Annotated in this window: 26 protein-coding genes and 1 tRNA gene; 17 read left to right on the plus strand and 10 right to left on the minus strand. The window is 56.3% G+C overall.

The window, feature by feature from the left end; genetic code table 11:
* Positions 1-42: 42 nt before the first annotated feature.
* From ACIQYF_RS19355 to ACIQYF_RS19420, 14 genes are all read left to right on the plus strand, one after another.
* On the plus strand, positions 43-789 hold the full coding sequence (locus tag ACIQYF_RS19355) for a YebC/PmpR family DNA-binding transcriptional regulator (protein WP_402865044.1): 747 nt from the start codon (positions 43-45) through the stop codon (positions 787-789).
* A 129-nt stretch (positions 790-918) separates the two neighbouring features.
* Complete coding sequence (gene ruvC, locus ACIQYF_RS19360; RefSeq protein ID WP_003441230.1) at positions 919-1,443, plus strand: crossover junction endodeoxyribonuclease RuvC; 525 nt, start codon at positions 919-921, stop codon at positions 1,441-1,443.
* Positions 1,444-1,540: 97 nt separating this feature from the next.
* A complete protein-coding gene (gene ruvA, locus ACIQYF_RS19365; RefSeq protein ID WP_322239813.1) occupies positions 1,541-2,149 on the plus strand; it encodes a Holliday junction branch migration protein RuvA in 609 nt (202 codons plus the stop codon).
* Positions 2,150-3,208: a Holliday junction branch migration DNA helicase RuvB gene (gene ruvB, locus ACIQYF_RS19370; protein ID WP_402865048.1), complete on the plus strand. Its 1,059-nt coding sequence runs from the start codon at positions 2,150-2,152 to the stop codon at positions 3,206-3,208.
* Between the two features lie 137 nt (positions 3,209-3,345).
* The gene (gene ybgC / locus ACIQYF_RS19375; protein WP_402865050.1) at positions 3,346-3,813 is read left to right on the plus strand and encodes a tol-pal system-associated acyl-CoA thioesterase; all 468 of its coding nucleotides are present in this window, start codon (positions 3,346-3,348) and stop codon (positions 3,811-3,813) included.
* On the plus strand, positions 3,803-4,498 hold the full coding sequence (gene tolQ / locus ACIQYF_RS19380; protein WP_402865052.1) for a protein TolQ: 696 nt from the start codon (positions 3,803-3,805) through the stop codon (positions 4,496-4,498). Before ybgC ends, tolQ begins: the two co-directional genes overlap by 11 nt.
* 23 nt (positions 4,499-4,521) lie before the next feature.
* Complete coding sequence (gene tolR, locus ACIQYF_RS19385) at positions 4,522-4,974, plus strand: protein TolR (protein ID WP_162207799.1); 453 nt, start codon at positions 4,522-4,524, stop codon at positions 4,972-4,974.
* Positions 4,974-6,068, plus strand: coding sequence for a cell envelope integrity protein TolA (tolA, locus tag ACIQYF_RS19390; RefSeq protein ID WP_402865054.1), 1,095 nt, complete (start codon positions 4,974-4,976; stop codon positions 6,066-6,068). Before tolR ends, tolA begins: the two co-directional genes overlap by 1 nt.
* Positions 6,069-6,115: 47 nt before the next feature.
* Positions 6,116-7,366 carry a Tol-Pal system beta propeller repeat protein TolB gene (gene tolB / locus ACIQYF_RS19395; RefSeq protein WP_402865118.1) on the plus strand — a complete coding sequence of 417 codons (1,251 nt, stop codon included), beginning with the start codon at positions 6,116-6,118 and terminating at the stop codon, positions 7,364-7,366.
* Between the two features lie 55 nt (positions 7,367-7,421).
* Entirely contained in the window at positions 7,422-7,922 is a 501-nt protein-coding gene (gene pal, locus ACIQYF_RS19400; RefSeq protein WP_003441254.1) for a peptidoglycan-associated lipoprotein Pal, read from the plus strand.
* Positions 7,923-7,928: 6 nt separating this feature from the next.
* Positions 7,929-8,747, plus strand: a complete 819-nt coding sequence (gene ybgF, locus ACIQYF_RS19405; protein ID WP_402865057.1) for a tol-pal system protein YbgF — start codon at positions 7,929-7,931, stop codon at positions 8,745-8,747.
* A 163-nt stretch (positions 8,748-8,910) separates the two neighbouring features.
* Entirely contained in the window at positions 8,911-9,558 is a 648-nt protein-coding gene (gene queE / locus ACIQYF_RS19410) for a 7-carboxy-7-deazaguanine synthase QueE (RefSeq protein ID WP_402865059.1), read from the plus strand.
* 1 nt (position 9,559) lies between these two features.
* Positions 9,560-10,252, plus strand: coding sequence for a 7-cyano-7-deazaguanine synthase QueC (gene queC / locus ACIQYF_RS19415; RefSeq protein ID WP_402865061.1), 693 nt, complete (start codon positions 9,560-9,562; stop codon positions 10,250-10,252).
* Between the two features lie 74 nt (positions 10,253-10,326).
* Positions 10,327-10,402: transfer RNA gene (locus tag ACIQYF_RS19420), tRNA-Lys, on the plus strand.
* Between the two features lie 538 nt (positions 10,403-10,940).
* Here ACIQYF_RS19420 and hydA read toward each other — a convergent pair.
* The 8 genes from hydA to chrA all read right to left on the minus strand — a co-directional run bounded on the left by hydA (position 10,941) and on the right by chrA (position 19,412).
* Positions 10,941-12,377, minus strand: a complete 1,437-nt coding sequence (gene hydA / locus ACIQYF_RS19425; RefSeq protein WP_402865063.1) for a dihydropyrimidinase — start codon at positions 12,375-12,377, stop codon at positions 10,941-10,943.
* Between the two features lie 154 nt (positions 12,378-12,531).
* A complete protein-coding gene (locus tag ACIQYF_RS19430; RefSeq protein WP_402865065.1) occupies positions 12,532-13,428 on the minus strand; it encodes an allantoinase PuuE in 897 nt (298 codons plus the stop codon).
* Positions 13,429-13,482: 54 nt separating this feature from the next.
* On the minus strand, positions 13,483-14,352 hold the full coding sequence (locus tag ACIQYF_RS19435) for a MurR/RpiR family transcriptional regulator (RefSeq protein WP_402865067.1): 870 nt from the start codon (positions 14,350-14,352) through the stop codon (positions 13,483-13,485).
* Between the two features lie 36 nt (positions 14,353-14,388).
* A complete protein-coding gene (locus ACIQYF_RS19440; protein WP_402865069.1) occupies positions 14,389-15,624 on the minus strand; it encodes a cysteine desulfurase-like protein in 1,236 nt (411 codons plus the stop codon).
* Between the two features lie 20 nt (positions 15,625-15,644).
* Positions 15,645-16,379 (minus strand): amino acid ABC transporter ATP-binding protein, encoded by a 735-nt coding sequence (locus ACIQYF_RS19445; RefSeq protein WP_402865071.1) that lies wholly within the window; start codon positions 16,377-16,379, stop codon positions 15,645-15,647.
* Positions 16,376-17,053, minus strand: coding sequence for an amino acid ABC transporter permease (locus tag ACIQYF_RS19450; RefSeq protein ID WP_402865073.1), 678 nt, complete (start codon positions 17,051-17,053; stop codon positions 16,376-16,378). The genes ACIQYF_RS19445 and ACIQYF_RS19450 overlap by 4 nt, the downstream gene beginning before the upstream one ends.
* Positions 17,054-17,117: 64 nt before the next feature.
* Positions 17,118-17,894, minus strand: coding sequence for a transporter substrate-binding domain-containing protein (locus ACIQYF_RS19455; protein WP_402865075.1), 777 nt, complete (start codon positions 17,892-17,894; stop codon positions 17,118-17,120).
* Positions 17,895-18,203: 309 nt separating this feature from the next.
* The gene (chrA, locus tag ACIQYF_RS19460) at positions 18,204-19,412 is read right to left on the minus strand and encodes a chromate efflux transporter (RefSeq protein ID WP_402865077.1); all 1,209 of its coding nucleotides are present in this window, start codon (positions 19,410-19,412) and stop codon (positions 18,204-18,206) included.
* Positions 19,413-19,535: 123 nt separating this feature from the next.
* On the opposite strand from chrA, the gene ACIQYF_RS19465 reads away from it, so the two are divergent.
* The 3 genes from ACIQYF_RS19465 to ACIQYF_RS19475 all read left to right on the plus strand — a co-directional run bounded on the left by ACIQYF_RS19465 (position 19,536) and on the right by ACIQYF_RS19475 (position 22,935).
* Complete coding sequence (locus ACIQYF_RS19465) at positions 19,536-20,096, plus strand: fasciclin domain-containing protein (protein ID WP_402865079.1); 561 nt, start codon at positions 19,536-19,538, stop codon at positions 20,094-20,096.
* A gap of 317 nt (positions 20,097-20,413) precedes the next feature.
* Positions 20,414-21,217, plus strand: a complete 804-nt coding sequence (locus tag ACIQYF_RS19470; protein ID WP_402865081.1) for an SDR family NAD(P)-dependent oxidoreductase — start codon at positions 20,414-20,416, stop codon at positions 21,215-21,217.
* Positions 21,218-21,708: 491 nt separating this feature from the next.
* A complete protein-coding gene (locus ACIQYF_RS19475) occupies positions 21,709-22,935 on the plus strand; it encodes an MFS transporter (RefSeq protein ID WP_402865083.1) in 1,227 nt (408 codons plus the stop codon).
* A gap of 110 nt (positions 22,936-23,045) precedes the next feature.
* Here the strand turns inward: ACIQYF_RS19475 and ACIQYF_RS19480 are convergent, their stop codons facing one another.
* Together ACIQYF_RS19480 and ACIQYF_RS19485 are read right to left on the minus strand one after the other, a co-directional pair.
* Positions 23,046-23,687, minus strand: a complete 642-nt coding sequence (locus tag ACIQYF_RS19480; protein ID WP_402865085.1) for a DUF1109 domain-containing protein — start codon at positions 23,685-23,687, stop codon at positions 23,046-23,048.
* On the minus strand, positions 23,684-24,256 hold the full coding sequence (locus ACIQYF_RS19485; protein WP_402865087.1) for a sigma-70 family RNA polymerase sigma factor: 573 nt from the start codon (positions 24,254-24,256) through the stop codon (positions 23,684-23,686). Before ACIQYF_RS19485 ends, ACIQYF_RS19480 begins: the two co-directional genes overlap by 4 nt.
* Positions 24,257-24,343: the final 87 nt, after the last annotated feature.

The raw sequence follows: 24,343 nt of genomic DNA on the forward strand, positions 1-24,343 counted from the left end.
GTGCTCGGGCCGGCAAGGTTTCATAAGGATTCGGAGTGGGTTATGGCAGGTCATTCTAAGTGGGCGAACATCAAGCACCGCAAAGAGCGTCAGGATGCCAAAAAAGGCAAGATTTTCACCAAGTGGATTCGTGAGCTGACCGTCGCAGCCCGTCAGGGTGGCGGCGATCCAGGTTCGAACCCGCGTCTGCGTCTGGCGCTGGACAAGGCGCTGGGTGCGAACATGAGTCGCGACATCATTGATCGTGCGGTTGCTCGCGGTGCAGGAGCGGCAGATACCGACGATATGGTCGAGTTGAGCTACGAAGGCTACGGCCCGGGTGGCGTTGCAGTCATGGTTGAATGCATGACCGACAACCGTAACCGTACGGCGGCTGCGGTGCGCCACGCCTTCAGCAAATGCGGCGGCAACCTGGGCACGGATGGTTCTGTGGCTTATCTGTTCGAGCGCAAAGGGCAAATTTCCTATGCGTCGGGCGTTGATGAAGATGCCTTGATGGAAGCTGCGATGGAGGCTGACGCCGACGACGTGGTCACCAATGAAGATGGCTCAATCGATGTCTTTACCTCGTTCTCGAGCTTTTACGCGGTTCGCAATGCTCTCGAAGATGCCGGTTTTGCTCCGGCAGATGCAGAAATCGTGATGCTGCCGACCACCAGTGCCGAGTTGGATCTGGAAGACGCTGAAAAGGTGCTTAAGCTTATCGACATGCTTGAAGACCTCGATGACGTGCAAAACGTCTACTCCAACGCTGAAATCCCTGATGCGGTGCTGGAACAGCTAGCCTGATACTTGCTGCCTATCCTGGAGGCCGGAGGTGCAACGTCGCGATGATCGCGGCGCTGTGCACCTCCGGCTTCTGCCTTTAAGCTGTCCGGGTATGTGCCGGTGGGCGTCACTTCATAAGCTGCAGGCGTTATGACTCTTATTCTTGGTATCGACCCAGGTTCGCGAATCACTGGTTATGGCGTAGTGCGAGACACTGGGCGTGGTTGTGTGTATGTGGCTTCTGGTTGTATTCGTACAGGTAGTGGCGAGCTGCATGAGCGTTTGCAGATCGTCTATCGCGGGGTGCGGGAGGTTATTCAGACCTACGGCCCGGTGACAATGGGTATCGAAAAGGTGTTTATGGCCCGTAATGCCGATTCGGCATTAAAGCTGGGGCAGGCCAGGGGTGCGGCCATTGTGGCGGGTGCTGAAGAAAGCCTGGAGATCGCTGAATACTCTGCGACCCAGGTCAAGCAGGCAGTGGCGGGCACTGGTGGGGCCAATAAAGAGCAGGTGATGATGATGGTTATGCATTTGCTCAAGCTGACGACCAAGCCGCAAATCGATGCTTCCGATGCGCTGGCGATTGCTTTGTGCCATGCGCACACTCGCTCAAGCCTGTTGCCCCATGGCTTGGGGGCGGCGCGCAGCCGCGGTGGGCGTTTGCGGCTTTAACCTGATTAAACATGCTGACACCGTTGTATCTGCACATGATGCGGCTTTGTCGTTCTACTTGTCAGCCATTGATCTGGCCAGAGAAAGGATCTGAAACGTGATTGGACGCTTGCGCGGGACTCTGGTTGAAAAACAGCCGCCGCACCTGATTCTTGATGTAAATGGCTTGGGTTACGAGCTCGAAGTGCCCATGACCACGCTCTATCGTTTGCCTTCGATTGGCGAGCCGCTGACCTTGCACACGCATTTGGTGGTTCGCGAAGATGCTCAGTTGCTCTATGGTTTCAGTAGCAAGCGTGAGCGGGACTTTTTTCGTGAGCTGATTCGCCTTAATGGTGTAGGCCCCAAGCTGGCGCTGGCATTAATGTCCAGTTTGGAAGTTGATGAGCTGGTGCGTTGCGTGCAGGCTCAGGACACCTCTGCTTTGACCAAGGTGCCGGGCGTCGGCAAAAAGACTGCGGAGCGTCTCCTGGTCGAGCTCAAAGATCGCTTCAAGGCCTGGGAGCAAGTGCCGAGCATGTTCGCGTTGGTGCCTAACCAGCCTGATGCGCCGGTGCAGGTGGCGAGTGCAGAAAGTGATGCCGTCAGCGCTTTGATATCGCTGGGCTACAAGCCGCAGGAAGCGAGCAAGGCGGTGTCAGCCATCAAGGATAAAACGTTGAGCAGTGAAGATATGATTCGCCGTGCCCTTAAGGGAATGATTTAAGTGATTGAAGCTGATCGTTTGATAACCGCCTCCAGTGGGCGTGACCGGGAAGAGGTTCAGGATCGTGCTATCCGTCCTCTGAGCCTGGCGGACTACATTGGTCAGCCTACCGTGCGCGAGCAAATGGAGCTGTTTATCCAGGCAGCTCGCGGGCGTTCGGAATCGCTGGATCACACGCTGATTTTTGGCCCGCCCGGCTTGGGCAAGACTACGCTGGCCAACATCATTGCCCAGGAAATGGGTGTGTCGATCAAAAGTACGTCGGGGCCTGTGCTAGAGCGGCCGGGCGATCTGGCGGCGTTGTTGACCAACCTTGAACCTCATGACGTGTTGTTTATCGATGAAATTCATCGACTTTCGCCGATTGTGGAGGAGGTGTTGTACCCGGCAATGGAAGACTTCCAGCTCGACATCATGATTGGTGAAGGGCCTGCCGCTCGTTCGATCAAGCTTGATCTGCCGCCGTTTACCTTGGTGGGTGCAACGACCCGTGCCGGGATGCTGACCAACCCATTGCGTGATCGTTTCGGGATTGTTCAGCGTCTGGAGTTTTATAGTACCGATGACTTGGCAACGATTGTCAGTCGCTCAGCCGGTATCTTCGGTTTGCCGCTTGATCCAGAAGGGGCTTATGAAATCGCCCGGCGTGCGCGTGGAACGCCACGAATCGCCAACCGTCTGCTGCGTCGGGTGCGCGATTTTGCCGAAGTGCGGGCCAAGGGTCATATCACCAAGCCGGTGGCGGACCTTGCGCTGAACCTGCTGGACGTCGATGAGCACGGTTTTGATCATCAAGACCGGCGTTTGCTGCTGACCATGATCGAGAAGTTCGATGGCGGACCGGTGGGAGTCGACAGTCTTGCCGCAGCTATCAGCGAAGAGCGTCACACCATTGAAGATGTGCTTGAGCCGTATTTGATTCAGCAGGGGTACATCATGCGTACGCCACGGGGTAGAGTCGTGACCCGACATGCGTACTTACACTTTGGTCTGAATATTCCTTCACGCTTGGGCGATATGCCGGTAGCGGACGAATTTTTGAACGCTGTTGACGATTAACCAGCCGTCTGCGGCCGATTTTTTTAAGGTTTTTGCTGTCTCAAGGGCTGGCGCTGAAAATCTTGGGTATTAAAGTCTAAGAAGCGTGAAAAACAGTGGTTTGGCGGATTGGCAACCTGAGGAGTAAGCACTAGAGTATGCGCGCGCAAAACAGGCTTGAGCCGTTCGCACATCGCTGTCGCGTTTATTACGAGGACACCGATGCGGGTGGCGTCGTGTATTACGTAAATTATCTAAAGTTTATGGAGCGGGCTCGAACCGAAAGGCTGCGGGAGCTGGGCTTTGCCCAATCCGCGCTTGCGGGTGAGAACCTGTTATTTGTCGTGCATTCCAGCGAGGCGCGCTACCACGCACCGGCGCGACTGGACGACGAACTGTTGATAAGCGCACAAGTAATAGAACTCAACCGTGCCAGCCTGCGTTTCAAGCAGCAGGTCTGGCGGGCTGCGGATGCAACATTGCTCTGCGAAGGGCAATTTTTGGTGGCCTGTGTGCGCGCCGATAGTTTTAAACCCCGGGCCATTCCCGAAGCTTTACGTACGGCCTTTGCCGACGTGAGCGGCGCGGGTAAACATTTAGAGCAGGAGATAAAGCGTGGAAGCTAACGTCGTCGACCATTCCTCCATGTGGAGCTTGGTCAGCAATGCCAGCATTGTTGTGCAGTTGGTAATGTTGATCCTGCTGGCCGCATCGGTTACCTCGTGGATCATGATTTTTCAGCGCAGCACCATGCTGCGCGCCGGTCGACGTGCCCTCGATAGCTTTGAGGAGCGTTTCTGGTCGGGTATCGACTTGTCGAAGCTGTATCGTCAGGCCGGCAGTAACCCGGATCCGGATTCCGGAGTGGAGCAAATTTTCCGTGCGGGTTTCAAGGAGTTCTCGCGCCTGCGTCAGCAGCCGGGCGTTGACCCGGAAGCGGTCATGGAAGGCGTTGCACGTGCCATGCGCGTAGCGATTTCTCGTGAAGAGGAAAAACTTGAGCAAAGCCTGCCGTTCCTGGCAACCGTAGGTTCTGTCAGCCCGTACATCGGTCTGTTCGGTACTGTATGGGGCATCATGAACTCTTTCCGTGGTCTGGCGACTGCGCAGCAAGCCACTTTGGCGACTGTTGCCCCGGGTATTGCCGAAGCTCTGGTTGCAACGGCTATTGGTCTGTTTGCGGCTATCCCTGCGGTAATTGCCTACAACCGTTTTGCTGCACGTAGTGAAACCTTGATCAGCCGCTACTACACCTTCGCCGACGAGTTCCAGGCGATCCTGCACCGTAAAGTGCACACCAGCGAAGAATAAGCAGGTAATTTCCAATGGCTTTAATCGCTCGAGCTCGCAAGAAGCGCAAGCCGGTTGCCGAGATGAACGTGGTGCCATACATCGACGTGATGCTGGTACTGCTGGTCATTTTCATGGTGACCGCACCGATGCTCAATCAGGGTGTGAAGGTTGATTTGCCCAAAGTCTCCAGCGAGGCTTTGCCGCAAGACAACAACACTCAGGTTCTGACTATTTCGATCAAGGCTGACAAGACCTATTTCTGGAACCTTGGCAGTGAAGTCGACACCGAAAAGCAGATGGACAAGGCGATGACCTTGCCTCAGATGACTGACGCCGTGACTAAAATCATTCGCGCAGGCAATGAGGGGGGCAAGCACACCCAGGTCTTCATTCGCGGCGATAAAACCGTGGATTACGGCGCGGTAATGGGTGCTATGGGTGGCTTGCAGAAAGCCGGGGTCGGTAACGTTGGCTTGATTACCGAGGCTCCCTGATGCGCGAACAGCGGGAGCCGTCCGCCTCTGAAAATTATTTTTGGCCTACAGTTTGGGCGGTAGGGCTGCACATCCTGATTTTTGGCATGCTCTTCGCCAGCTTTGCCATGACGCCTGAACTGCCGCCTTCAAAACCGATTGTTCAAGCTACTTTGTATCAGTTGAAGTCAAAAAGTCAGGCAACGACCCAGACCAATCAAAAGATTGCGGGTGAGGCAAAGAAATCTGCCGCACGTCAGACCGAAGTCGAACAGATGGAACAAAAGAAGGTTGAGCAGGAAGCCGTAAAAGCTGCGGAACAAAAGAAAGAAGAAGCTGCCGAAAAGGCAGCGCAGGCCAAGAAGGCTGACGAAGCCAAGGCGAGCGAAGCTAAAAAGGCAGACGAGGCGAAGAAGGCTGATGAAGCCAAGAAAGCCGACGATGCCAAGAAAGCCACGGAAGCTAAAAAGGCCGAAGAGAAAAAGCTGGCTGATATAGCCAAGAAAAAATCTGAGGAAGAGGCCAAGAAAGCCGCTGAAGAAGAGGCGAAGAAAAAGGCCGCTGAAGAAGCCAAGAAAAAGATTGTTGAAGATGCGAAAAAGAAAGCCGCCGAGGATGCCAAGAAGCAGGCTGTAGCTGACGAGGCGAAGAAGAAAGCCGCTGAGGATGCGAAGAAAAAAGCGGCTGCCGATGCTGCCAAGAAAAAGGCAGTAGAAGCAGCGCGTAAATCGACTGAAGAGAAAAAGGCTCAGGCCTTGGCAGATTTGCTTTCTGACACGCCACAACGGCAACAAGCCTTGGCAGATGAGCAGGGTGATGAGGTCGCCGGCAGTTTTGATGACCTTATTCGTGCCCGGGCAGCAGAAGGATGGGCTCGTCCGCCTTCCGCTCGCAAGAACATGACAGTGGTGTTGCAAATCGGCATGTTGCCGGATGGTACGGTAACGTCAGTGACGGTAGCCAAGTCCAGTGGTGATGGGCCGTTTGATAGCTCGGCTGTGGCCGCGGTCAAGAACATTGGCCGTTTAACGGAAATGCAGGGCATGAAGCCTAGCGATTTTAATCCTTATCGATCGTTCAAGATGACATTCACACCTGAGGATCTAGCCTTGTGATTAACTTTTTTCGAGGACTGCTAGTCGTCGTCTGCTGCTTGGCAGGGATGGCAGTGGCAGATGAAAAGAACATTCTGGTCACCAGTGGTAGCGACCGGGCAACGCCCATTGCCGTAGTGCCGTTCGGCTGGCAGGGCGGTACCGTCCTGCCTGACGATATGGCTGAAATCATTGGTAACGACCTGCGTAATTCAGGTTATTACGCGCCCATTCCTAAACAGAACATGATCAGCCAGCCTACCCAGGCCAGTGAAGTTATTTTCCGTGACTGGAAAGCCTTGGGCGCGCAGTACGTGATGGTGGGTAATATCGTGCCGGCGGGCGGTCGCCTGCAGGTGCAATATGCCTTGTTCAACGTCGCCACCGAGCAGCCTGTGCTGACCGGCAGCGTGTCGGGCACTGCTGAGCAACTGCGGGACATGGCGCACTACATCTCTGACCAGTCATTTGAAAAACTGACAGGTATTAAAGGTGCATTTTCGACTCGTCTGCTCTATGTAACCGCGGAGCGTGCCAGCGCAACAAATACTCGCTACACCCTGCAGCGTTCGGACTATGATGGCGCCCGTGCAGTCACTCTGTTGCAATCGCGTGAGCCGATCCTGTCGCCGCGCTTCGCTCCAGATGGCAAGCGCATCGCTTATGTATCGTTCGAGCAAAGACGTCCGCGCATCTTTGTTCAGAACATTGATACCGGTCGTCGTGAGCAGATCACCAACTTTGAGGGCCTGAACGGTGCGCCAGCCTGGTCACCCGATGGTTCAAGATTGGCATTCGTATTGTCGAAAGACGGTAACGCCGAAATCTACGTGATGGATTTGGCTTCGCGTGGTCTGACCCGCGTTACCAATAACCCGGCAATCGATACCGAACCGTTCTGGGGTAAAGATGGCAATACCATCTATTTCACCTCTGACCGTGGCGGCAAGCCACAGATTTACAAAACCACAGTCGGTGGCGGTAACGCCGAACGCGTGACATTTATCGGGAACTACAACGCCAGTCCGAAGCTTTCGGCTGACGAAAAGACCCTGGTAATGATTCATCGTCAGGATGGTTTCACTAATTTCCGCGTTGCAGCGCAAGATTTGCAGCGTGGAAGCGTGAAAATACTCACAGATACCAACCTAGATGAGTCAGCTACTGTTGCGCCCAACGGCACCATGGTAATCTACGCCACCCGCCAGCAGGGCCGGGGAGTCTTGATGCTCGTGTCTATCAATGGACGCGTAAGGCTCCCTCTTCCTACCGCTCAAGGCGAAGTCAGAGAACCTTCCTGGTCCCCTTACCTGAACTGACGTGGTGATAGCTGTACGTTGCACATAACACTTGGGGTTCATTAGGAGTTTTACGATGGAAATGCTGAAGTTTGGTAAATTCGCTGCGCTGGCACTGGCCATGGCTGTAGCTGTAGGTTGCTCGTCTAAAGGCGGCGACAATGCCGGTGAAGGCGCTGCTGTTGATCCAAACGCTGGTTACGGCGCAAACACTGGCGCTGTTGATGGTTCGCTGAGCGAAGAAGCTGCTCTGCGTGCTATCACTGTTTTCTACTTCGAATATGATTCTTCGGACCTGAAACCAGAAGCAATGCGCGCTCTGGACGTTCACGCTAAAGACCTGAAAGCTAACGGCGCTCGCGTTGTTCTGGAAGGTAACACTGACGCCCGTGGTACTCGTGAGTACAACATGGCACTGGGCGAGCGTCGTGCGAAAGCCGTTCAACGCTACCTGGTACTGCAAGGTGTTTCTCCAGCACAGCTGGAGCTGGTGTCCTACGGTAAAGAGCGTCCAATCGCTACTGGCAACGACGAGCAGTCGTGGGCTCAAAACCGTCGCGTCGAACTGCGTAAGTAATTCGTCATGCGAACGTGCCGCCGTGCTGTAACTATTCTGGCTCTCAGCCTCATGCCGCTAGCGGTATGGGCTGCGGTTCCTGTGGTCGATGACAACTCTGGCTATAACAATAGCGGGGGGAGTTATCCGTCACCGGGTTATGGTGCGAGCGGCGCCTATGCCGGGGGAGGGGTTTCGGCCCCTGTCTCGGCACAGGGCGAGCTGTTCAACCAGCTGCAACAAATGCAGGACCAGATTGCGCGCCAACAGGGCGTGATCGAAGTTTTGCAAAATGATATTTCACGCATGAAACAAGAAAGCCTGGAGCGATACCAGGAACTTGATCGGCGTATTGGTGCTGGCATTGCTCCTGCTGCCGCTCCTGATAATTCTGCTGCTGGTGGTGCTCCTGCCGCCGGTAATACAGCAGCGCCTGCACCTCAGGCTGTTGCCAGTTCGGAACCGGGTGATCCTGCGAAAGAAAAGCTCTACTACGATGCTGCTTTCGACCTGATCAAGGCCAAGGATTTCGACAAGGCCAGTCAGGCGTTTACCGCCTTTCTGCGCAAATACCCAAACAGCCAATATGCAGGCAATGCCCAATACTGGCTGGGTGAGGTGAATCTGGCCAAAGGCGATCTGCAAGCCGCAGGTCAGGCCTTTGCCAAAGTGAGTCAGCTGTATCCCAAGCACGCCAAAGTGCCGGATTCGCTCTACAAGCTGGCTGATGTAGAACGTCGTCTGGGCCACACCGACAAGGTCAAGGGCATCCTGCAGCAAGTTGTTGCTCAGTATCCTGGCACGTCGGCGGCGCAGTTGGCACAGCGCGATTTGCAGCGCATGTAAGCCATACGATGCTTTCATCGAGAAACCCGCGCTTGTCGCGGGTTTTTTCGTTAGAATCCACGCCCTTTTATGAAATACGCTCTTCTGAGTCCTGTGTAGGCAGATTCTTTGGAGTGCCTGACGGAGGCGGACAGCCTGTTTAGCTGTTACGCCCGTGGCGGATATGCAAGACACATTGAGAATTACCGAAGTTTTTTACTCTTTACAGGGTGAAACGCGCACGGCTGGCCTGCCCACCGTTTTTGTGCGCCTGACCGGCTGCCCTCTGCGCTGCCAGTATTGCGACAGTGCCTACGCTTTTAGTGGCGGCACTGTGCGCCCCCTCGACAGCATTCTTCAGCAAGTGGCTGATTTTCGCCCACGTTACGTGTGCGTGACGGGTGGCGAGCCGCTGGCACAGCCCAATGCCATTCCATTGCTCAAAGAGCTTTGCGACGCAGGTTACGAAGTGTCGATCGAGACCAGTGGTGCACTGGATATTTCTGCGGTCGACCCGCGAGTCAGTCGTGTACTCGACCTGAAAACACCAGGCTCCAAAGAGTCCCATCGTAATCTCTATGAAAACATTGCTTTGCTGACCCCAAATGACCAAGTGAAATTTGTGATCTGCTCACGTGAAGACTACGACTGGGCCGTGTCCAAGTTGATTGAGTACGGTTTGGAGCATCGCGCGGGCGAAGTCTTGTTTTCACCGAGCCATCACGACCTGCCGGCCCGTGATCTTGCCGACTGGATCGTGGCTGACAACCTGCCTGTGCGCTTGCAGATGCAGCTGCATAAATATCTTTGGAATGACGAGCCGGGGCGCTGATATGACTGAACGCAGTGTTGTCACTGAAAAAAGAGCCGTCATCCTGCTGTCTGGCGGCCTTGACTCAGCCACAGTCGTGGCCATGGCCCGCGCTGAAGGCTACAGCTGCTACACCATGAGCTTTGATTACGGCCAGCGTCATCGCGCTGAACTTGACGCCGCTGCACGTGTGGCTCGTGATCTGGGCGCGATTGAGCACAAAGTCATAGGCTTGAACCTGGACGGCATGGGGGGCTCAGCGCTGACCGACAGTTCTATCGACGTTCCCGAAGCGCCGAGTGAAGGCATTCCGGTGACCTACGTACCTGCGCGCAACACTGTATTCCTGTCGTTGGCATTAGGCTGGGCAGAAGTGCTGCAAGCACGTGACATCTTCATCGGCGTCAATGCAGTGGATTACTCGGGTTATCCGGACTGTCGCCCTGAGTTCGTAGAAGCGTTCGAAGTCATGGCCAATCTGGCGACCAAGGCCGGGGTAGAGGGGCAGGGCGTGCGCATCAAAGCGCCTTTGCAAAACATGAGTAAGGCGCAAATCGTCCAGGCTGGCATGAAGCTGGGTGTGGATTACTCGCTGACCGTATCCTGCTATCAAGCCGACGCTCAAGGCCGTGCATGTGGCAAATGTGATAGCTGCCGTCTGCGTGCAGAAGGCTTTCAAGCCGCCGGAATTTCGGACCCAACACGTTACTTTTGATTTATTTCAGATTTATTTTTAACAAGGTGTTGAATTCTCGTTAAAAATCAGTATTATACGCACCACAACGAAGCGGGTCGTTAGCTCAGTTGGTAGAGCAGTTGGCTTTTAACCAATTGGTCGTAGGTTCGAATCCCACACGACCCACCATATGCAACATCAAAACAGCCGGTACGCACCTTAGGGTCTACCGGCTTTTTTGTGCCTGCGATTTGGTTAGGCATTTTGCCTAAAAGGTGTGCAACGCTCTGAGATATTCGAATACGCGGACACCACCGTATCCGGCACGTAAGGGTGCAGCTTGGTTGACGTTCTCAACCTGCAGTCCAGCGCCGGGCGCAGCAGCCAACAGCAAATAGCGACTAGCTTGGGCTCTAGACATTCAGGCGACAGGGATGAGGCAATGATCGTTGCTGAGTGAATCGATGCAGATGCGCTGAAGGCAGGCTGAAGCTGGGTGCCATCGACAGAGGTGTTTACAAGGTGATTTTGCGCAATCGTCTGGTAGGCGAGATGCTCGCCTCCTCAGTGGTTGGGTTGGGGGCAAGCGGCTCTTGGTCGTGACCCGCGGCGATTACAGGCAATGCATAGGCTTTGGCTTCGCTAACCCGCACCAAGGGTGGCAATGGCTGCTGACGACCCCTCACGCCGAACACGAATCAGGAGGGCAGCTCCCTGTGCCTCGCTCTCACACTGCCAGCTCAGTCTTGCGTCGGCGCCATTGCGCGGGCGCAGGGCGCTCGCACGGTAGAAACCGGCCGCGACCCGCTTCACCGCGTGGCTCGCCGTCCCAGACTACCTCGCCGCGAGACAGGGTCATGGCTGGCCAGGCGCTCAGCGTCATCCCAGCGTAAGGCGTGTAATCCACGTTGTGGTGCAGCATTTCGTTGCATAGGTGCACCGACTCACCTTCGTTCCAGATCACCAGGTCGGCATCAGCACCAATAGCGATGCTGCCCTTGCGCGGATACAGCCCATACAGCTTGGCAGCATTAGTGGAGGTCAGTGCAACAAAGCTTTGCGCAGTCATGCGCCCACTGCGCACGCCTTCGGACCAGAGCAGTGCCATTCGGGTTTCGACACCGGGAATGCCGTTGGCAATCTGGTCAAACGCCACCCCTTCACCGTAGGCTTTTTTGCCGCTCGGGCCATCAAAGCGAAAGGGGGCGTGGTCTGACGAGAAAATCGCGAACGAGCCGTTCTCCAGGCCATCCCAGATCACCTGCTGGTTTGCGGCATCGCGCGGCGGCGGGCTGCAGATGCACTTGGCACCTTCGAAGCTGTCGTCACAGCCTAGCGAGTCGGCGGTCAGGAACAGGTACTGCGGGCAGGTTTCTGCATACACCTTCAACCCTTGGCTCTGGGCCCAGCGAATCTGCTCCACGGCCTCGCGACCCGAAACGTGCACGATCAGGATCGGCACATCCACCAGTTCAGCAAGGGCGATGGCGCGATGGGTCGCTTCTCGCTCCACCAGCATTGGCCGCGACGCGGCGTGGTAGCGCGGTGAAGACAGCCCGGCCGCCAGTAGTCGCTCGGTAAGCCAGGCGATGCAATCGCTGTTCTCGGCGTGGAGCATGACCATGGCTCCCTCGCGGCGCGCGACCGACAACGTCTCGAGGATTTCCCGGTCGCCCAGCTTCAGCGCATCGTAGGTCATGTAGATCTTGAAAGATGTATAGCCTTCCGCGATCAAGGCCGGCAGTTCGTCACGCAGCACCTGTGGGGTGGGGTCGGTGACGATCAGGTGAAAGGCATAATCGATCACCGGCTTGTTACCCGCCCGACGATGGTAGTCATCGACGGCAGAGCGCAGGCTTTTGCCCTTCTGCTGGCAGGCGAACGGGATGACGGTGGTAGTGCCGCCGCAGGCCGCCGAGACCGTGCCGCTGAAGAAGTCATCGGCCATCACCGAACCGTCGCCAGTCGGCTGATCGAGGTGGACGTGGCTGTCGATGCCACCGGGTGTGACATGCCGGCCTGCCGCGTCGATTTCCTCCTGACCTTGGGGGAGGTCCAGGCCAAGGCAGACGATGCGCCCATCACGAATACCGATATCACTGGTGAATGTGTCCGTGGCGGTTACCACGCGGGCGTTGCGAATCACCGTATCAAAAGGTTGCATATCAGGTCTCTTCCAGAAGTCACCGGCCGCAGCCCGTGAAGCGGTGCGTGGGTACGCCCGTGGTTTCTAACATGTCCCGTCCTCTGTGGTGACGGTGTTTGATACCGGCTTGTTTAACCATCTCCTCATTTTTTCTGGCGTAATTGCCGCGCAATCACGTTCGCTCAAGCCAGGCACGGGCAATTTCTTCTCGCGTAGCAAACCAGATTCCGCTGTGTTGCTTGGCATACTCGATGAATTGCTTGATCGCCCTAACGCGCCCTGGACGGCCCACCATGCGTGGGTGCAGACCAATCGACATCATGCGGGGTCCTTGAGCGGACTCCTCGTAAAGGACCTCAAAGCTTTCTTTCATGTACTCGAAAAAGTCCGATGCCTGTGACAGCCCCGGAGAGTTCCAGTAGCGGAAGTCGTTAACGTCGGCGGTGTAAGGCACCACGAGGTGACGCTTACCCTCAACCTCGACAAAGTAGGGAACATCGTCGTTGTAGGCATCGGAATCGTAGAGAAAACCGCCTTCCTCAGCGACCAGGCGACGGGTGTTGACGCTGGCGCCATACCGGCAATACCAGCCAACGGGACGCTTGCCGCAGGTGCGTTCGAATGATTCGATCGCCAGGCGCATATGTTCACGCTCCTGCTCTTCAGTCAGGCGAAACACTTCCTCCCAGCGATAACCGTGGCTGCAAATTTCATGCCCCCCTTCGACGGCTGCGCGTGCAACATCAGGGTTCTGCTCAAAGGCCACTGCGCAAGCATGGAACGTCGCACGAACTGATTGCTGATCCAGAATATCCAGAATTCGCCAGATCCCCACGCGCGAGCCGTACTCGTACATGGATTCCATCGCCAGATTGCGTGTGCCGTCGGGTATGCAATAGCTGCCCCATTCGGTCATTGACTCCTGGTCCGGGTCGCCCATGGAGAGGGAGCGTTCGGAACCTTCCTCGTAGTTGATCACCAGGCTGATGGCCAAACGTGCGCCATTCGGCCAGGTGCCTTGCGGGCGCTGTCTACCGTAACCCACTAAATCGCGTGCAGGTGAAACCATCGGGATTTTCTCCTGAAGTGACTGATGACATAAATACAAGGCGAAAGTCGCGACTTAGCAGTCGATATCTTTCAGCCGGTCATGGCTAAAGGTGCTGTCCGATTGCCACTTACTGAAGGCCAGCCCCATGGCCAGGGTTTGGGCAATACAGAACGAAGCGGTTAACGAGCGAAAACCCAGCAATTCGGCGTCGTTGACCTCAATGACCGTATCGGCCATCTGTCCGATAGGGCTCAGAACGCTGTCAGTGATCGCTACCAGCGTCACGCCTGCTTCCCGTGCCTGACGACAAGCCTCAACAGTGTCATGGGCGTACGGTGGAAAGCTGACGGCTATCAACAAATCATCATCGGCGATGGCGCTGACCTGCTCCGGCAAAGTGCCACCGGCCCCGCTGATCTGCACGGTTCGCCGGCCCACGCGACTCAACGCATAGCTCAGATACGCCGCCACCGGAAAGGCACGTCGCATGCCGATAACGAAGGTAGTACGGGCGACTTCCAGGTGGGCGATGGCGGCTTCTATATTGGCTTGTTGGCCGCCTTCGGCCAGGTGTTCCAGAGAAACGATATTGGCCTGGCTGAACTCTCGCAGAATCCCACCGACATCGCTCGGGTCCTCCAGTAATGTCTCGCCGCCATAGTGCCGAATACGTTCGCTGTGGGTGTCGGCAGCCTGTTGCAACGGTGCACGGAACAGCCGCTGCAAATCCTTGAAACCTGCAAAGCCAAGGGCCTGAGCCAGTCGAATGTAAGCGGCTGGCGCAATACCCGAGCGCTTACCCAGTTCGGCTACCGTGCTCAGTGCGATCTCATGTGGGTTGTCGATCAGGAACCGGGCAGCATCGCGTAAACGACCGGTCAGTTGGTCGTGCTGGGCTGCGATACAGTCACGCAGCTCTGCAAGCGTTTCAGGTAAGGCCATAATGAGGGCTCGTGAGATGAGAAGTGCGTAAGCCTGTCAGCGCAACGCATTGATTGCTTGATCCAGTGCTGTAATGAGGCGGTCGACTTCTTCCAGCGTGTTGTAATGCGCCAACGACACTCGCACCACCCCGCCAAACTGATCCAGCCCAAGCGCTTTGATAAGTCGCCGCGCATAGAAGTCACCAAAACGAATGCCGATCCGGTGCTCATCGACCATGCGCACAACGGCCTCTGACTGAACGCCCTCGACCACGAAGCTGATGGTGGGCACACGATTGTGGGTATGTGCTTTGCCAATGATCCGAACACCCTCGCGCTGGCGCAAAAATGCCAGCAAGCGCTCGGCAAGCAGGTCTTCCTGCACCTCGAAGGCATCGAACGCTGCCTGCATGCGCTTGCGCTCACTCCCTTGCGCGCCAAGCCGGCTGCTGATGTCGAGCAAGTAGTCGGTGATGCCAATGCAACCGAATGACAACTCGTAGTTGACGTTGCCCGGCTGTAATTTGTATGGCAGCACGTCCTGGCCGATGAAATAGTGGTTAAGGCTCGGCAACTCCAGCAACAGATCGCGGCGACCCCAGAGCACGGCAAAGTGCGGACCGAAGGTTTTATAGAAGCTATAGACGTAGAAATCGGCACCGCTCGCTTGAACATCCACCAGGCGGTGTGGCGCATAAGCGACCGCGTCAACACATAGCTTTGCACCCACCGCATGGACACGTCGCGCAACCTCGGCCACCGGATTGATCGAGCCAAGAATATTCGAGGCGTGGGTCATGGCCACATAACGGGTGTTGTCATTGAGCAAGACCTGCAGGTCATCCAGTTCCAGCTCACAACTGTCGAGATTGACCTGCCACACTCGCAAGGTCGCCCCACGGCTTTCGCACAGTTTGACCCAGGGGCCGATGTTGGCCTCGTGATCGCAATGGGTGACGATGATTTCATCGCCCGGGCCGATTGACGGCGCGATAGCTCGACACAGAATTTGTAACAAGTGGGTGGTCGAGCCGCCCATGACCACTTCTTCGGGATGCCCGGCGTTGATCAGTTGCATGACCGAGTGACGCGCCTGCATCACTCGCTCGCCAGCGATAACGGAAGGTCGGTATGAAGCGCCCAGTTGCACGCTGTTATTGAGCAGGTAGTCACAAACCCGCTCTGCCACGCAGCCCAGCACCATCGAACCACCGGCGTTATCCATGTAGACATAACCCTCGGCCAGACCGGGAAATTGCTTGCGAACGTATTCGATATCGAGAGGATTCACTCTGCTTTCTCCAGCCGGATTCAATGATGCAAGATGGCCTGAAGGAACGCTTTTGTGCGAGGTTCCTTAGGGGCGGTAAAAAATGTTTCAGGGATGTTCTGCTCTACAATGCGTCCACTTTCCATGAAGATCACCCGGTCGGCGACCCGACGGGCAAAGCCCATTTCGTGAGTCACCACGACCATGGTGACGCCGGATCGAGCAAGGTTCTGCATGACATCGAGTACTTCGCCAACCATTTCCGGGTCCAGTGCCGAAGTCGGTTCGTCGAACAGAATGGCGCGAGGTTCCATGGCCATGGTGCGGGCTATAGCAACACGCTGCTGTTGGCCGCCTGACAATTGGCTTGGGTATTTGTGTGCGTGATCGCCCATGCCGACCTTCACCAGTAGCTCTCTGGCCCTGGCGTGCGCATCACGCCGTTTCAGTCCGCGAACACGGATCGGCGCCAGCGATACGTTGTCCAGAACAGTGAGGTGCGGATAGAGGTTGAAACTCTGAAATACCATGCCGACTTCGCTACGGAGGGCACTGAGTCGCGGACCGGTTTCAACCCGTTCTCCGCCCACGCGAATATCTCCCTGCTGGTAGTGTTCAAGAAGATTGATGCAGCGGATCAAGGTCGATTTCCCCGAACCGGATGGGCCAAGAATGACCACTACCTCACCTTCTTCAACCTTCAGGTTGATATCGCTCAACGCCTTGAAGTTACCGTAGTACTTGTCGAGTTTTTCGATGTCGATCAACGTGCTCATGCGGTTTTTCCTCCTGAGGCATTACGCCGCTCAACCCAACTGACCACCTGTACCAGCGGCAACAGAAGCAACAAGTACAACAAGGCTGCCCCGACCAGCGGTGTCGGGTTCGCAGCCAGTGCCTGAGCCTGGGTTGCCTGCTTCAACAAGTCAGGCATTGCAACCACCGAGGCGAGCGCCGTGTCTTTCATGACGTTGATGCAATTGCTGGTCATGGGCGGCATGACAATGCGGATAGCCTGCGGCAAAACAATGTCGCGCATGGTGTTGAAAAAGCTCATGCCCTGAGAGGCCGATGCTTCGAACTGGCCACGGGGAATAGCTTCGATACCTGACCGAAAAATCTCCGCGCTGTAGGCGCAGGAAACCAGCGAGAGAGCACTGACTGCGGCCGCAAAAGACGACAGTCGGATACCGACAAAGGGCAGGGCGTAATAGATGAGTACCAGCAAAACCAGCAAGGGAATGGAGCGCATGATATCGATGTAGATGCGAGCGAGCGCTCGAACTGGGGCGTATGAATACAACCTCAACAACGCCAGCAACAGCCCCCCGACCAGGCCCAGGACAATGCTCACCACCCCAAGCAAAATGGTCACGCCCAAACCGCGCATCATCATCGGAAACGACTCGACGAGTACGTTCCAGTTGAAGAATGTCTGCAAAAGATCCATGGGATACCTCGGTCAATACAAGTGGCGAACGGGCGTCACCACTTAAATGCATCAGCAGCAGTGCTTACTGGAGCGGGGCAGTCACTTTCATGGTGCTCGACTCTTTATCGGCGTCGGTGCCGAACCACTCCTTGTGGATTTTTCCGAGTGTGCCGTCTTCTTTCATCTTGCTGATGAGGTCGTTGACCTGATCGCTCATCGCCCAGCCTTTGGCATGCATCAGCGAGTAGCGTTCACCGGTGGGGATGCGCGCGACGATGGAGTATTGCGGTTTGTCCTTGATGTAGTAGAGCACTGCGGGAATATCACTGAGGTAGCCATCGATTCGCCCGGAGGCCAGGTCGAGCATGGCCGGCGATAGCCCTTCGTAGCGCGAGACATCGGCGAACTTATACTCGTCCTTGTGTTGGCCGATCCACATGTCGCCGGTAGAGCCGGTGTCGACACCCACCACCTTGTCGTTCATGTCGGCCAGGCTTTTGACGTTGGAAGTGGTCAGTGCGGTGAGCGATTGGTCGCTGTCGAAATAGGGTTGCGCAAAGGCTACCGATTCCAGGCGTTTCGGGGTAATCGTGATGGAGGAGATAGCGATGTCAACACGTTTGGATTGCACGGCACTGAACAGCCCGTTGAAGGGGATATTGACGAACTCGACGCTTTTTCCGGCGCGTTTGGCCAGCTCTTTGACAACATCAACCTCGAAGCCGACAAACTCACCTTTGGAATTCTGAAACTCCCAGGGCACGTTGCCAACGTTAGCACCTACGGTCCAGTCAGCAGACCAGGCTGGCAGTGCAACAGCGGCCGTCATGAATAATCCCAACATCACTTTCGCTTTCATGTGTGCTCCCGATGGTTTGTTTTTTAGGTGCTAACAGCGGTTGATCTCCTACAGCGTGGGACCGAGATTAAATCAATGAAATATTTAATTCAACGTGTGCTTTGGATGAATTTTTTACTCCGAAGCGGTCTTCAGTATTTCCGACCTTCACGTCCAAAGGGCTGGGTACGGTCAGAGCCGACCAAGCTGGGCGGGCGGGGCGCAGCAGGCTATCGCGATAGGCAGAAAACGGCCTAGGGCTGGCGCTCTATGCCTTGCGCGTGCGTTTTATAACCGCCGTGGAGACTTTGATCGGACAGTTCGTACTGTTCAAAGAATGAGACTCACACTCCATCCCGCGATCCCGCACCCAATGACAACCAGCCACGGTGCAACCTTCCAGAACATCAGCGCAACCAGGGCCAGCAGTGCCAAGCCGAAATCCTGCGGCTGCAAAATGGCACTCGTCCATACCGGCTGATAAAGCGCAGCCAACAGCAGACCCACCACCGCTGCATTGACCCCAGCCAGTGCGGCCTGAGTACGCATACTGCGGCGTAAATGTTCCCAAAACGGCAAGGTGCCCAGGGTTATCAAAAAGCACGGCGCATAGATGGCCAAGAGGCAGATTATGCCTGCGCTCCAGCCTGAAGGAGGTGAGTTCATCGACGCGCCGAGGAATGCGGCGAACGTGAACAGAGGGCCAGGGACAGCTTGCGCGGCGCCATAACCTGCCAGGAAAACGTCATTGCTGACCCAGCCGGAACGCACCACTTCGGCTTGCAGAAGTGGCAGAACAACGTGCCCGCCACCGAATACCAGTGAGCCACAACGGTAGAAGGCATCCACCAGCGCCAAGGTTTGGCTGGGCAATCGTTGATTCAACAACGCCAGCCCTACCAGCAATATCAAAAACAACGACAGCCAGATTGCCCCGGCCCGGTGACTGATTGTGATCGGCAGGGGATCGTGCGCGACACCCTGGTCGGGCTTGAACAGCAGCAGACCTGCAAGCCCGGCTGCCACAATCACGCTGACTTGTCCCAATGCAGTCGGCTCAAGCAGGGCGACGCAGGTCGCAATCGTCATGAGGGTCATTCGCGGCACGTCTGTGCACAGATGTCGCGCCATGCCCCAAACGGCTTGGGCAACCACCGCGACAGCGACAACCTTGAGGCCATGCAAGGCGCCAGGCGAGAAGGCTGTGCCATAGTAGGACATGCCCAAAGCAAACAGGATCAGAGCAATGGCCGAAGGCAGCGTAAAGCCAGCCCACGCCGCCAATGCCCCGGCGTATCCCGCGCGTGACATCCCCAGTGCAATGCCAACCTGACTGCTTGCAGGACCTGGTAATAATTGGCAGAGCGCAACCAAATCCGCATACGTGAACTCGGTCAACCAACGGCGTCGTGTCACAAACTCATCGCGAAAGTAACCCAGATGCGCAATGGGGCCGCCGAACGACGTCATCCCCAGGCGTAAAAAGATGAGAAACACGGACCAGGCGCTACGGTGTTTATCGACATACGTGTTGGCCATGCTTTTGCCTACCTGATTCGAACAAGAATGATTTTTTTTGCATCCCTGGTGCATCCGTTTTAGCACCTGCCCCGTACATTCGATACCTTCATCCGAAGGGTCGAAGAATCAAGGAGACGCATCATGCACAAGATCATCAAACGCCTGGCTATCGCTTGCTTCACATTGCTGTGCCTTGGCGCTGGAACCAGCTTTGCTGCCGATACCGTCATGGTAGGCGGCGCTGCAATGTATCCGACCAAGACCATTGTCGAAAACGCAATCAACTCCAAGGATCACACAACGCTCGTAGCGGCGGTCAAAGCCGCCGGGCTGGTGGATACGCTCAACAGCAAGGGGCCGTTCACCGTGTTCGCGCCCACCAATGAAGCCTTCGCGAAATTGCCGGCAGGCACGGTCGATACACTTGTCAAACCAGAGCACAAGGCAGACCTGACCAAGATCCTGACTTACCACGTCGTGCCCGGTACTCACACGGCCAAACAGTTGATGGATCAGGCCAACATGCACGGCGGTAAAGTGATGCTCAAAACCGTCCAGGGAGAACCACTGACTATCATGCTGCACGATGGCAAGTTATGGGTGGAGGACGCTAAAGGGGGCAAGGCAGCCATTACCATCGCTGACGTTATGCAATCCAATGGGGTTATTCACGTGATCGACACGGTACTCATGCCCAATTGATTTTCCTGGCCCCGGCGGACTCTCGTCAGAGAGTCCGCTTTTGGCTGTTCTTCGGTGTCGCCGGACTGCTTGAGGTGATCAGGGCTTAATCCTGCCGTTTGCTAGCCCGTAATTCGAGTTTGGTCGACTATCGTCTGTTTCGCAGCGCTAGCAGTCACACGTTATGACCTACGGGACGCGAGGTTCGGCTGGTTCTTGATATCGCTTGATCTTTGAGCGCCTGCGCCTAGTCCAATTTAACGATTCCACAGGGTGCTCCCCCGCGCACAGTGACCTGTACAGGCGCAAAGCCGCCCATCACAAAGCGGAGACATCAGATGAAAAGACTGCAAGGCCGTGTGGCCCTGATTACCGGCGCAGGAGCCGGCATTGGCAAAGGCCTGGCCCGTCGTTTCGCAGCAGAAGGCGCTTCGCTATGGCTGGCGGATATTAATGCCGCGGCAGGTGAGTCCGCTGCTGCACAAATCCGATCTGAATTTGGTGTGAAGGTTGGGTTTGCTACCACAGACGTGAGCGAACGCGCTGCTGTTCAAGACATGGTGGGCGCAGCCCAACAACACTTTGGCCGTGTAGACATTCTCGTTAACAATGCCTGGGGCCGCCGCCCAAATAGCCCATCCGGCTTTGCGAGTGTGGATACGCTGACCGATTTGGACGCCGACTGGGCCTGGCGCATTGGCACGCAATCAGCACTGTGGGCCATGCAGGCGACATTTCCTGGTATGAAAGAGCGCAGTTGGGGCCGGGTCATCAATATGTGCTCGCTAAACGGCGTCAACGCCCACCCCTATTCGGTGGACTACAACATGGCCAAGGAGGCGCTGCGCACTCTCACACGCACCGCTGCGCGCGAGTGGGCGGCCTATGGTATTTGCTGCAATGCCATTTGCCCCGGGGCAAACACCGAGGCCTATCAAAAGTTCGCAACCGCTCAACCTGACAACGCAGCCGATCTGCTGCGGCTGAACCCCATGGGTTATATGGGCGACCCCGAGCGCGACATTGGCGGTGCAGCGTTGTTTCTGGCCAGCGAAGATTGCCGTTATGTAACAGGTAATACACTCTTTGTAGATGGCGGCAGCCACATCAATGGCGTGCCCTGGTTGCCTAAGCAAAAGTAAACGCTTCCATTTTGATAGCTCGATATGAGTTATCTAACAGAGCACCCAAGCAATTGAAACGCCTTCACTGTCCTAGGGGGCGCGTGTCAAATGTAGCCAGGCGGTATTGCAGTGCTTTAAACGCTGAGTACTTGTCCTGTTGTTGGACTGGACGGCAAAGCAGCCATCGCAGCCGTCCTTTTACAGGCGCTGGCGACTGTCTCGACGCCCTGCACCCGGGCGCGGCACCTGAGGGCGATACGCTCCTCATAACGGGGATAGTCGCCCGCCAGACCTTGCTATCCGCCGTGGCATAGGCCATTGCTGCGTTCGTTCTGATTCCTTGCAATTGTTGCTCAAGCGCTCTGTTCAGGGCGTTTCATTGATTGTGCTGATGATGACTATCGAAGAGGGCGCCTGTTTAATCATCAAAACTGACTCTTATAATCGCCTCAAATTTTTCCTCTCCCTTCGCCTGTTTTCAGGCGGCATTCCCTCTGGAATCCTACTCAATGCCAAGCGCCAGCCAGGCCCCTAGCGGTCTGCCCGAACATAATCAACAGAGTGTCAAACAGCAGTGGCTGGCGATCCTCTCGGTCGCCGTGGGGGCCTTCGCCCTGGTGACCAGTGAGTTTCTCCCGGTTGGCGTACTCAACGACATCGCCAGTGACCTCTGCATCAGCGCCGGCCACGCCGGGCTTATGGTGACACTGCCCGGCATAATGGCCGCTCTCGCGGCGCCTCTGCTGTCAGTCGGCATTGGCGTCATGGACCGTCGCTATCTGCTTATCGGCCTGACGCTGATCATGATCATCGCCAACTTGGTCGTGGCCTACGCCAGCGACTTTGACTTGCTGCTGTTCGGCCGCGTACTGCTGGGCATCAGCATCGGTGGTTTCTGGGCGACGGCCATTGCCCTCAGCGGCCGGCTGGCCCCCAAAGGTGTGGGCGTTGCCCAAGCCACCTCGATCATCATGGTCGGTGTGACCTTGGCCACCGTCCTGGGTGTACCGGTGGGCACTTGGCTGAGCGGCTTGATGGGCTGGCGCATGACCTTTCTGGTCACTGCTCTCGTAGGCGTGCCGGTGCTACTGGCGCAAATCTTTTTGCTACCGCGCCTCACCCCACAAAAGGCCATTCGCATCAGCGATCTGCCAGCCTTGTTTATCAACCCGCAATCGCGAGTCGGGCTGATCGCTGTGTTGCTGATTGGCCTGGCGCACTTTGCTGCGTACACCTATGTCGCTCCTTTCTTCAAAAACAGTTCCGGTTTCGACGGGCCGACCATTGGCTCCTTGCTGCTGCTCTATGGCGCGGCTGGAGTCATGGGCAATATTTTTGCTGGCTTTGCAGCCAACCGCAGCGTTCGTTACACCCTGTTGCTGGTCGCACTGATGATTGGCACCAGCACGGCGTTGTTTCCCTACTACGCCACCGGCATGACGGGCGCAGTGATGCTGATCGCACTTTGGGGGTTCGCATTCGGTGCCTTCCCGGCCTGCGCCAGTATTTGGATGTTTGTCGTGGCGCCCAAAGATGTCGAGCGCGGCATGCCGCTGTTCGTTGCCTTGTTTCAGGTGATCATTGCCCTGGGCTCGTTCTTCGGCGGGCAGATTGTCGACCAGATGGGCAGCTCGGTGTTGCTGAGTCTGGCAACGGTTCTGGTGGGTTGTGGTTTTATGACGGTGCTGGTGCTGGGGCGTAAGGTCACTAATAGCCTGGCGGCCGAGCCCGGCTAAGCCGAGCGCGGTAAAAATCAGCCGTTGGAAAGCAAAAAGGGACGGACCTATTGTTATCAATAGCGCCGTCCCTTTGACTTTGCGCGTCGGGGCGATTTACCCCGAATTGGCTACCAGCGCAGCCAGCGCGGTCCGAGTAGCGCACCTATAACGGTGGGCACTAACATGCCCAGCATGTACCAGACGCCCCAAAACGGAACTTCCATTTCTGGGCAATGCAGGCAATAAGCAAGGGTTGCCATCGCACCTGCCAGTAACCCGCCGCAGGCTCCGGCCAGCCTCAGGCGGGTGGGGGCCAGGCCGCGCAGCGCCCAGAAAACAGCAATAAACCCCGGAATGGAGAGCAGGGTGATGTTCAGTGCACACACTCGCCAAGTCTTGCCGAGAATGACCGCGACGCGTGTATCAGGCACGGTTGCTATCAAGACGTAAATGGCCCCCGCCCAGACCGCCGCGACGGCGGCAAAGATCAGTAGTTTTCCCGCGCCAGGCGTGACCCCGGGTCTGGCCAATCGCGTCACCCCCCCCAGAGCGCCCACCATCAAACACAGCGGGAAGGCGATTTTGGCCCAGAAAAGGGGAGTCGTTGCCACCACAGACAGGTCCGAACGAACGCCAAAAATGACCATGACCAGCACGATGGACGTCGCAAGGCCGAGCAGCACAGCGATACAGAAGCGCTTGGCCAGCGCATGCCGCTCGACCGGGGCGGCACCTGACGCAAGCATGGAAATGAAATCATCGGTTTTCATCGTATACCTCTAATTCTCTGCGCCAGCGCTTTAAGTCCGCGATGTACACCTATCTTTACGGCTGATTCGGACAGTCCCGTTATCTGCGCGGTTTCAGTGACCGACAAGCCTTCAAGTTTCACATGGACGATGGGCAGGCGTTGACGCTCGGGTAATTGCTCGAGCAATTTGCCCAGGTCGCGATTGGCTTGTGCGGGCTCCAGGCAGGGGGCCGCGAAGAGTTCAGCGACATCGTCCAGTGAGTCGTTTAACACCTCATGCCGCGACCGGCCTCGCAAATAATCCGTGAGCTTGTAGCGTGCAATGGCAAACACCCAGGCGGTCAGTGGCTGATCCGGCCGGTACGTCAGGCGCGCGTTGTGAATCGCCAACAAAATCTCTTGCAGCAAATCCTCGGCTTCACCGGGTTGGCGATGGAGTTTTGCGCGCAAAAAACCGCGCATATGACCACTTAACTCCGACAGAAATGCACGATAGGACTGTTCGTCACCTTTTAAACCCGCGAGGAACAGGCTCTGAAGACGGATCTCTCGCCTGCGCAAAGCGTCGCTATCTGTAGTTCGTTCCATCGGTCGCTCTGGTTACACGAAGGGAAAAAATATTTCGCACCTGCATCACTCTTGCGCCAATCACGGGCCACGAATCATGCGTTCGTT

This window comes from Pseudomonas sp. NPDC096917, assembly GCF_044762555.1.
In the GTDB taxonomy this organism is placed as follows: domain Bacteria; phylum Pseudomonadota; class Gammaproteobacteria; order Pseudomonadales; family Pseudomonadaceae; genus Aquipseudomonas.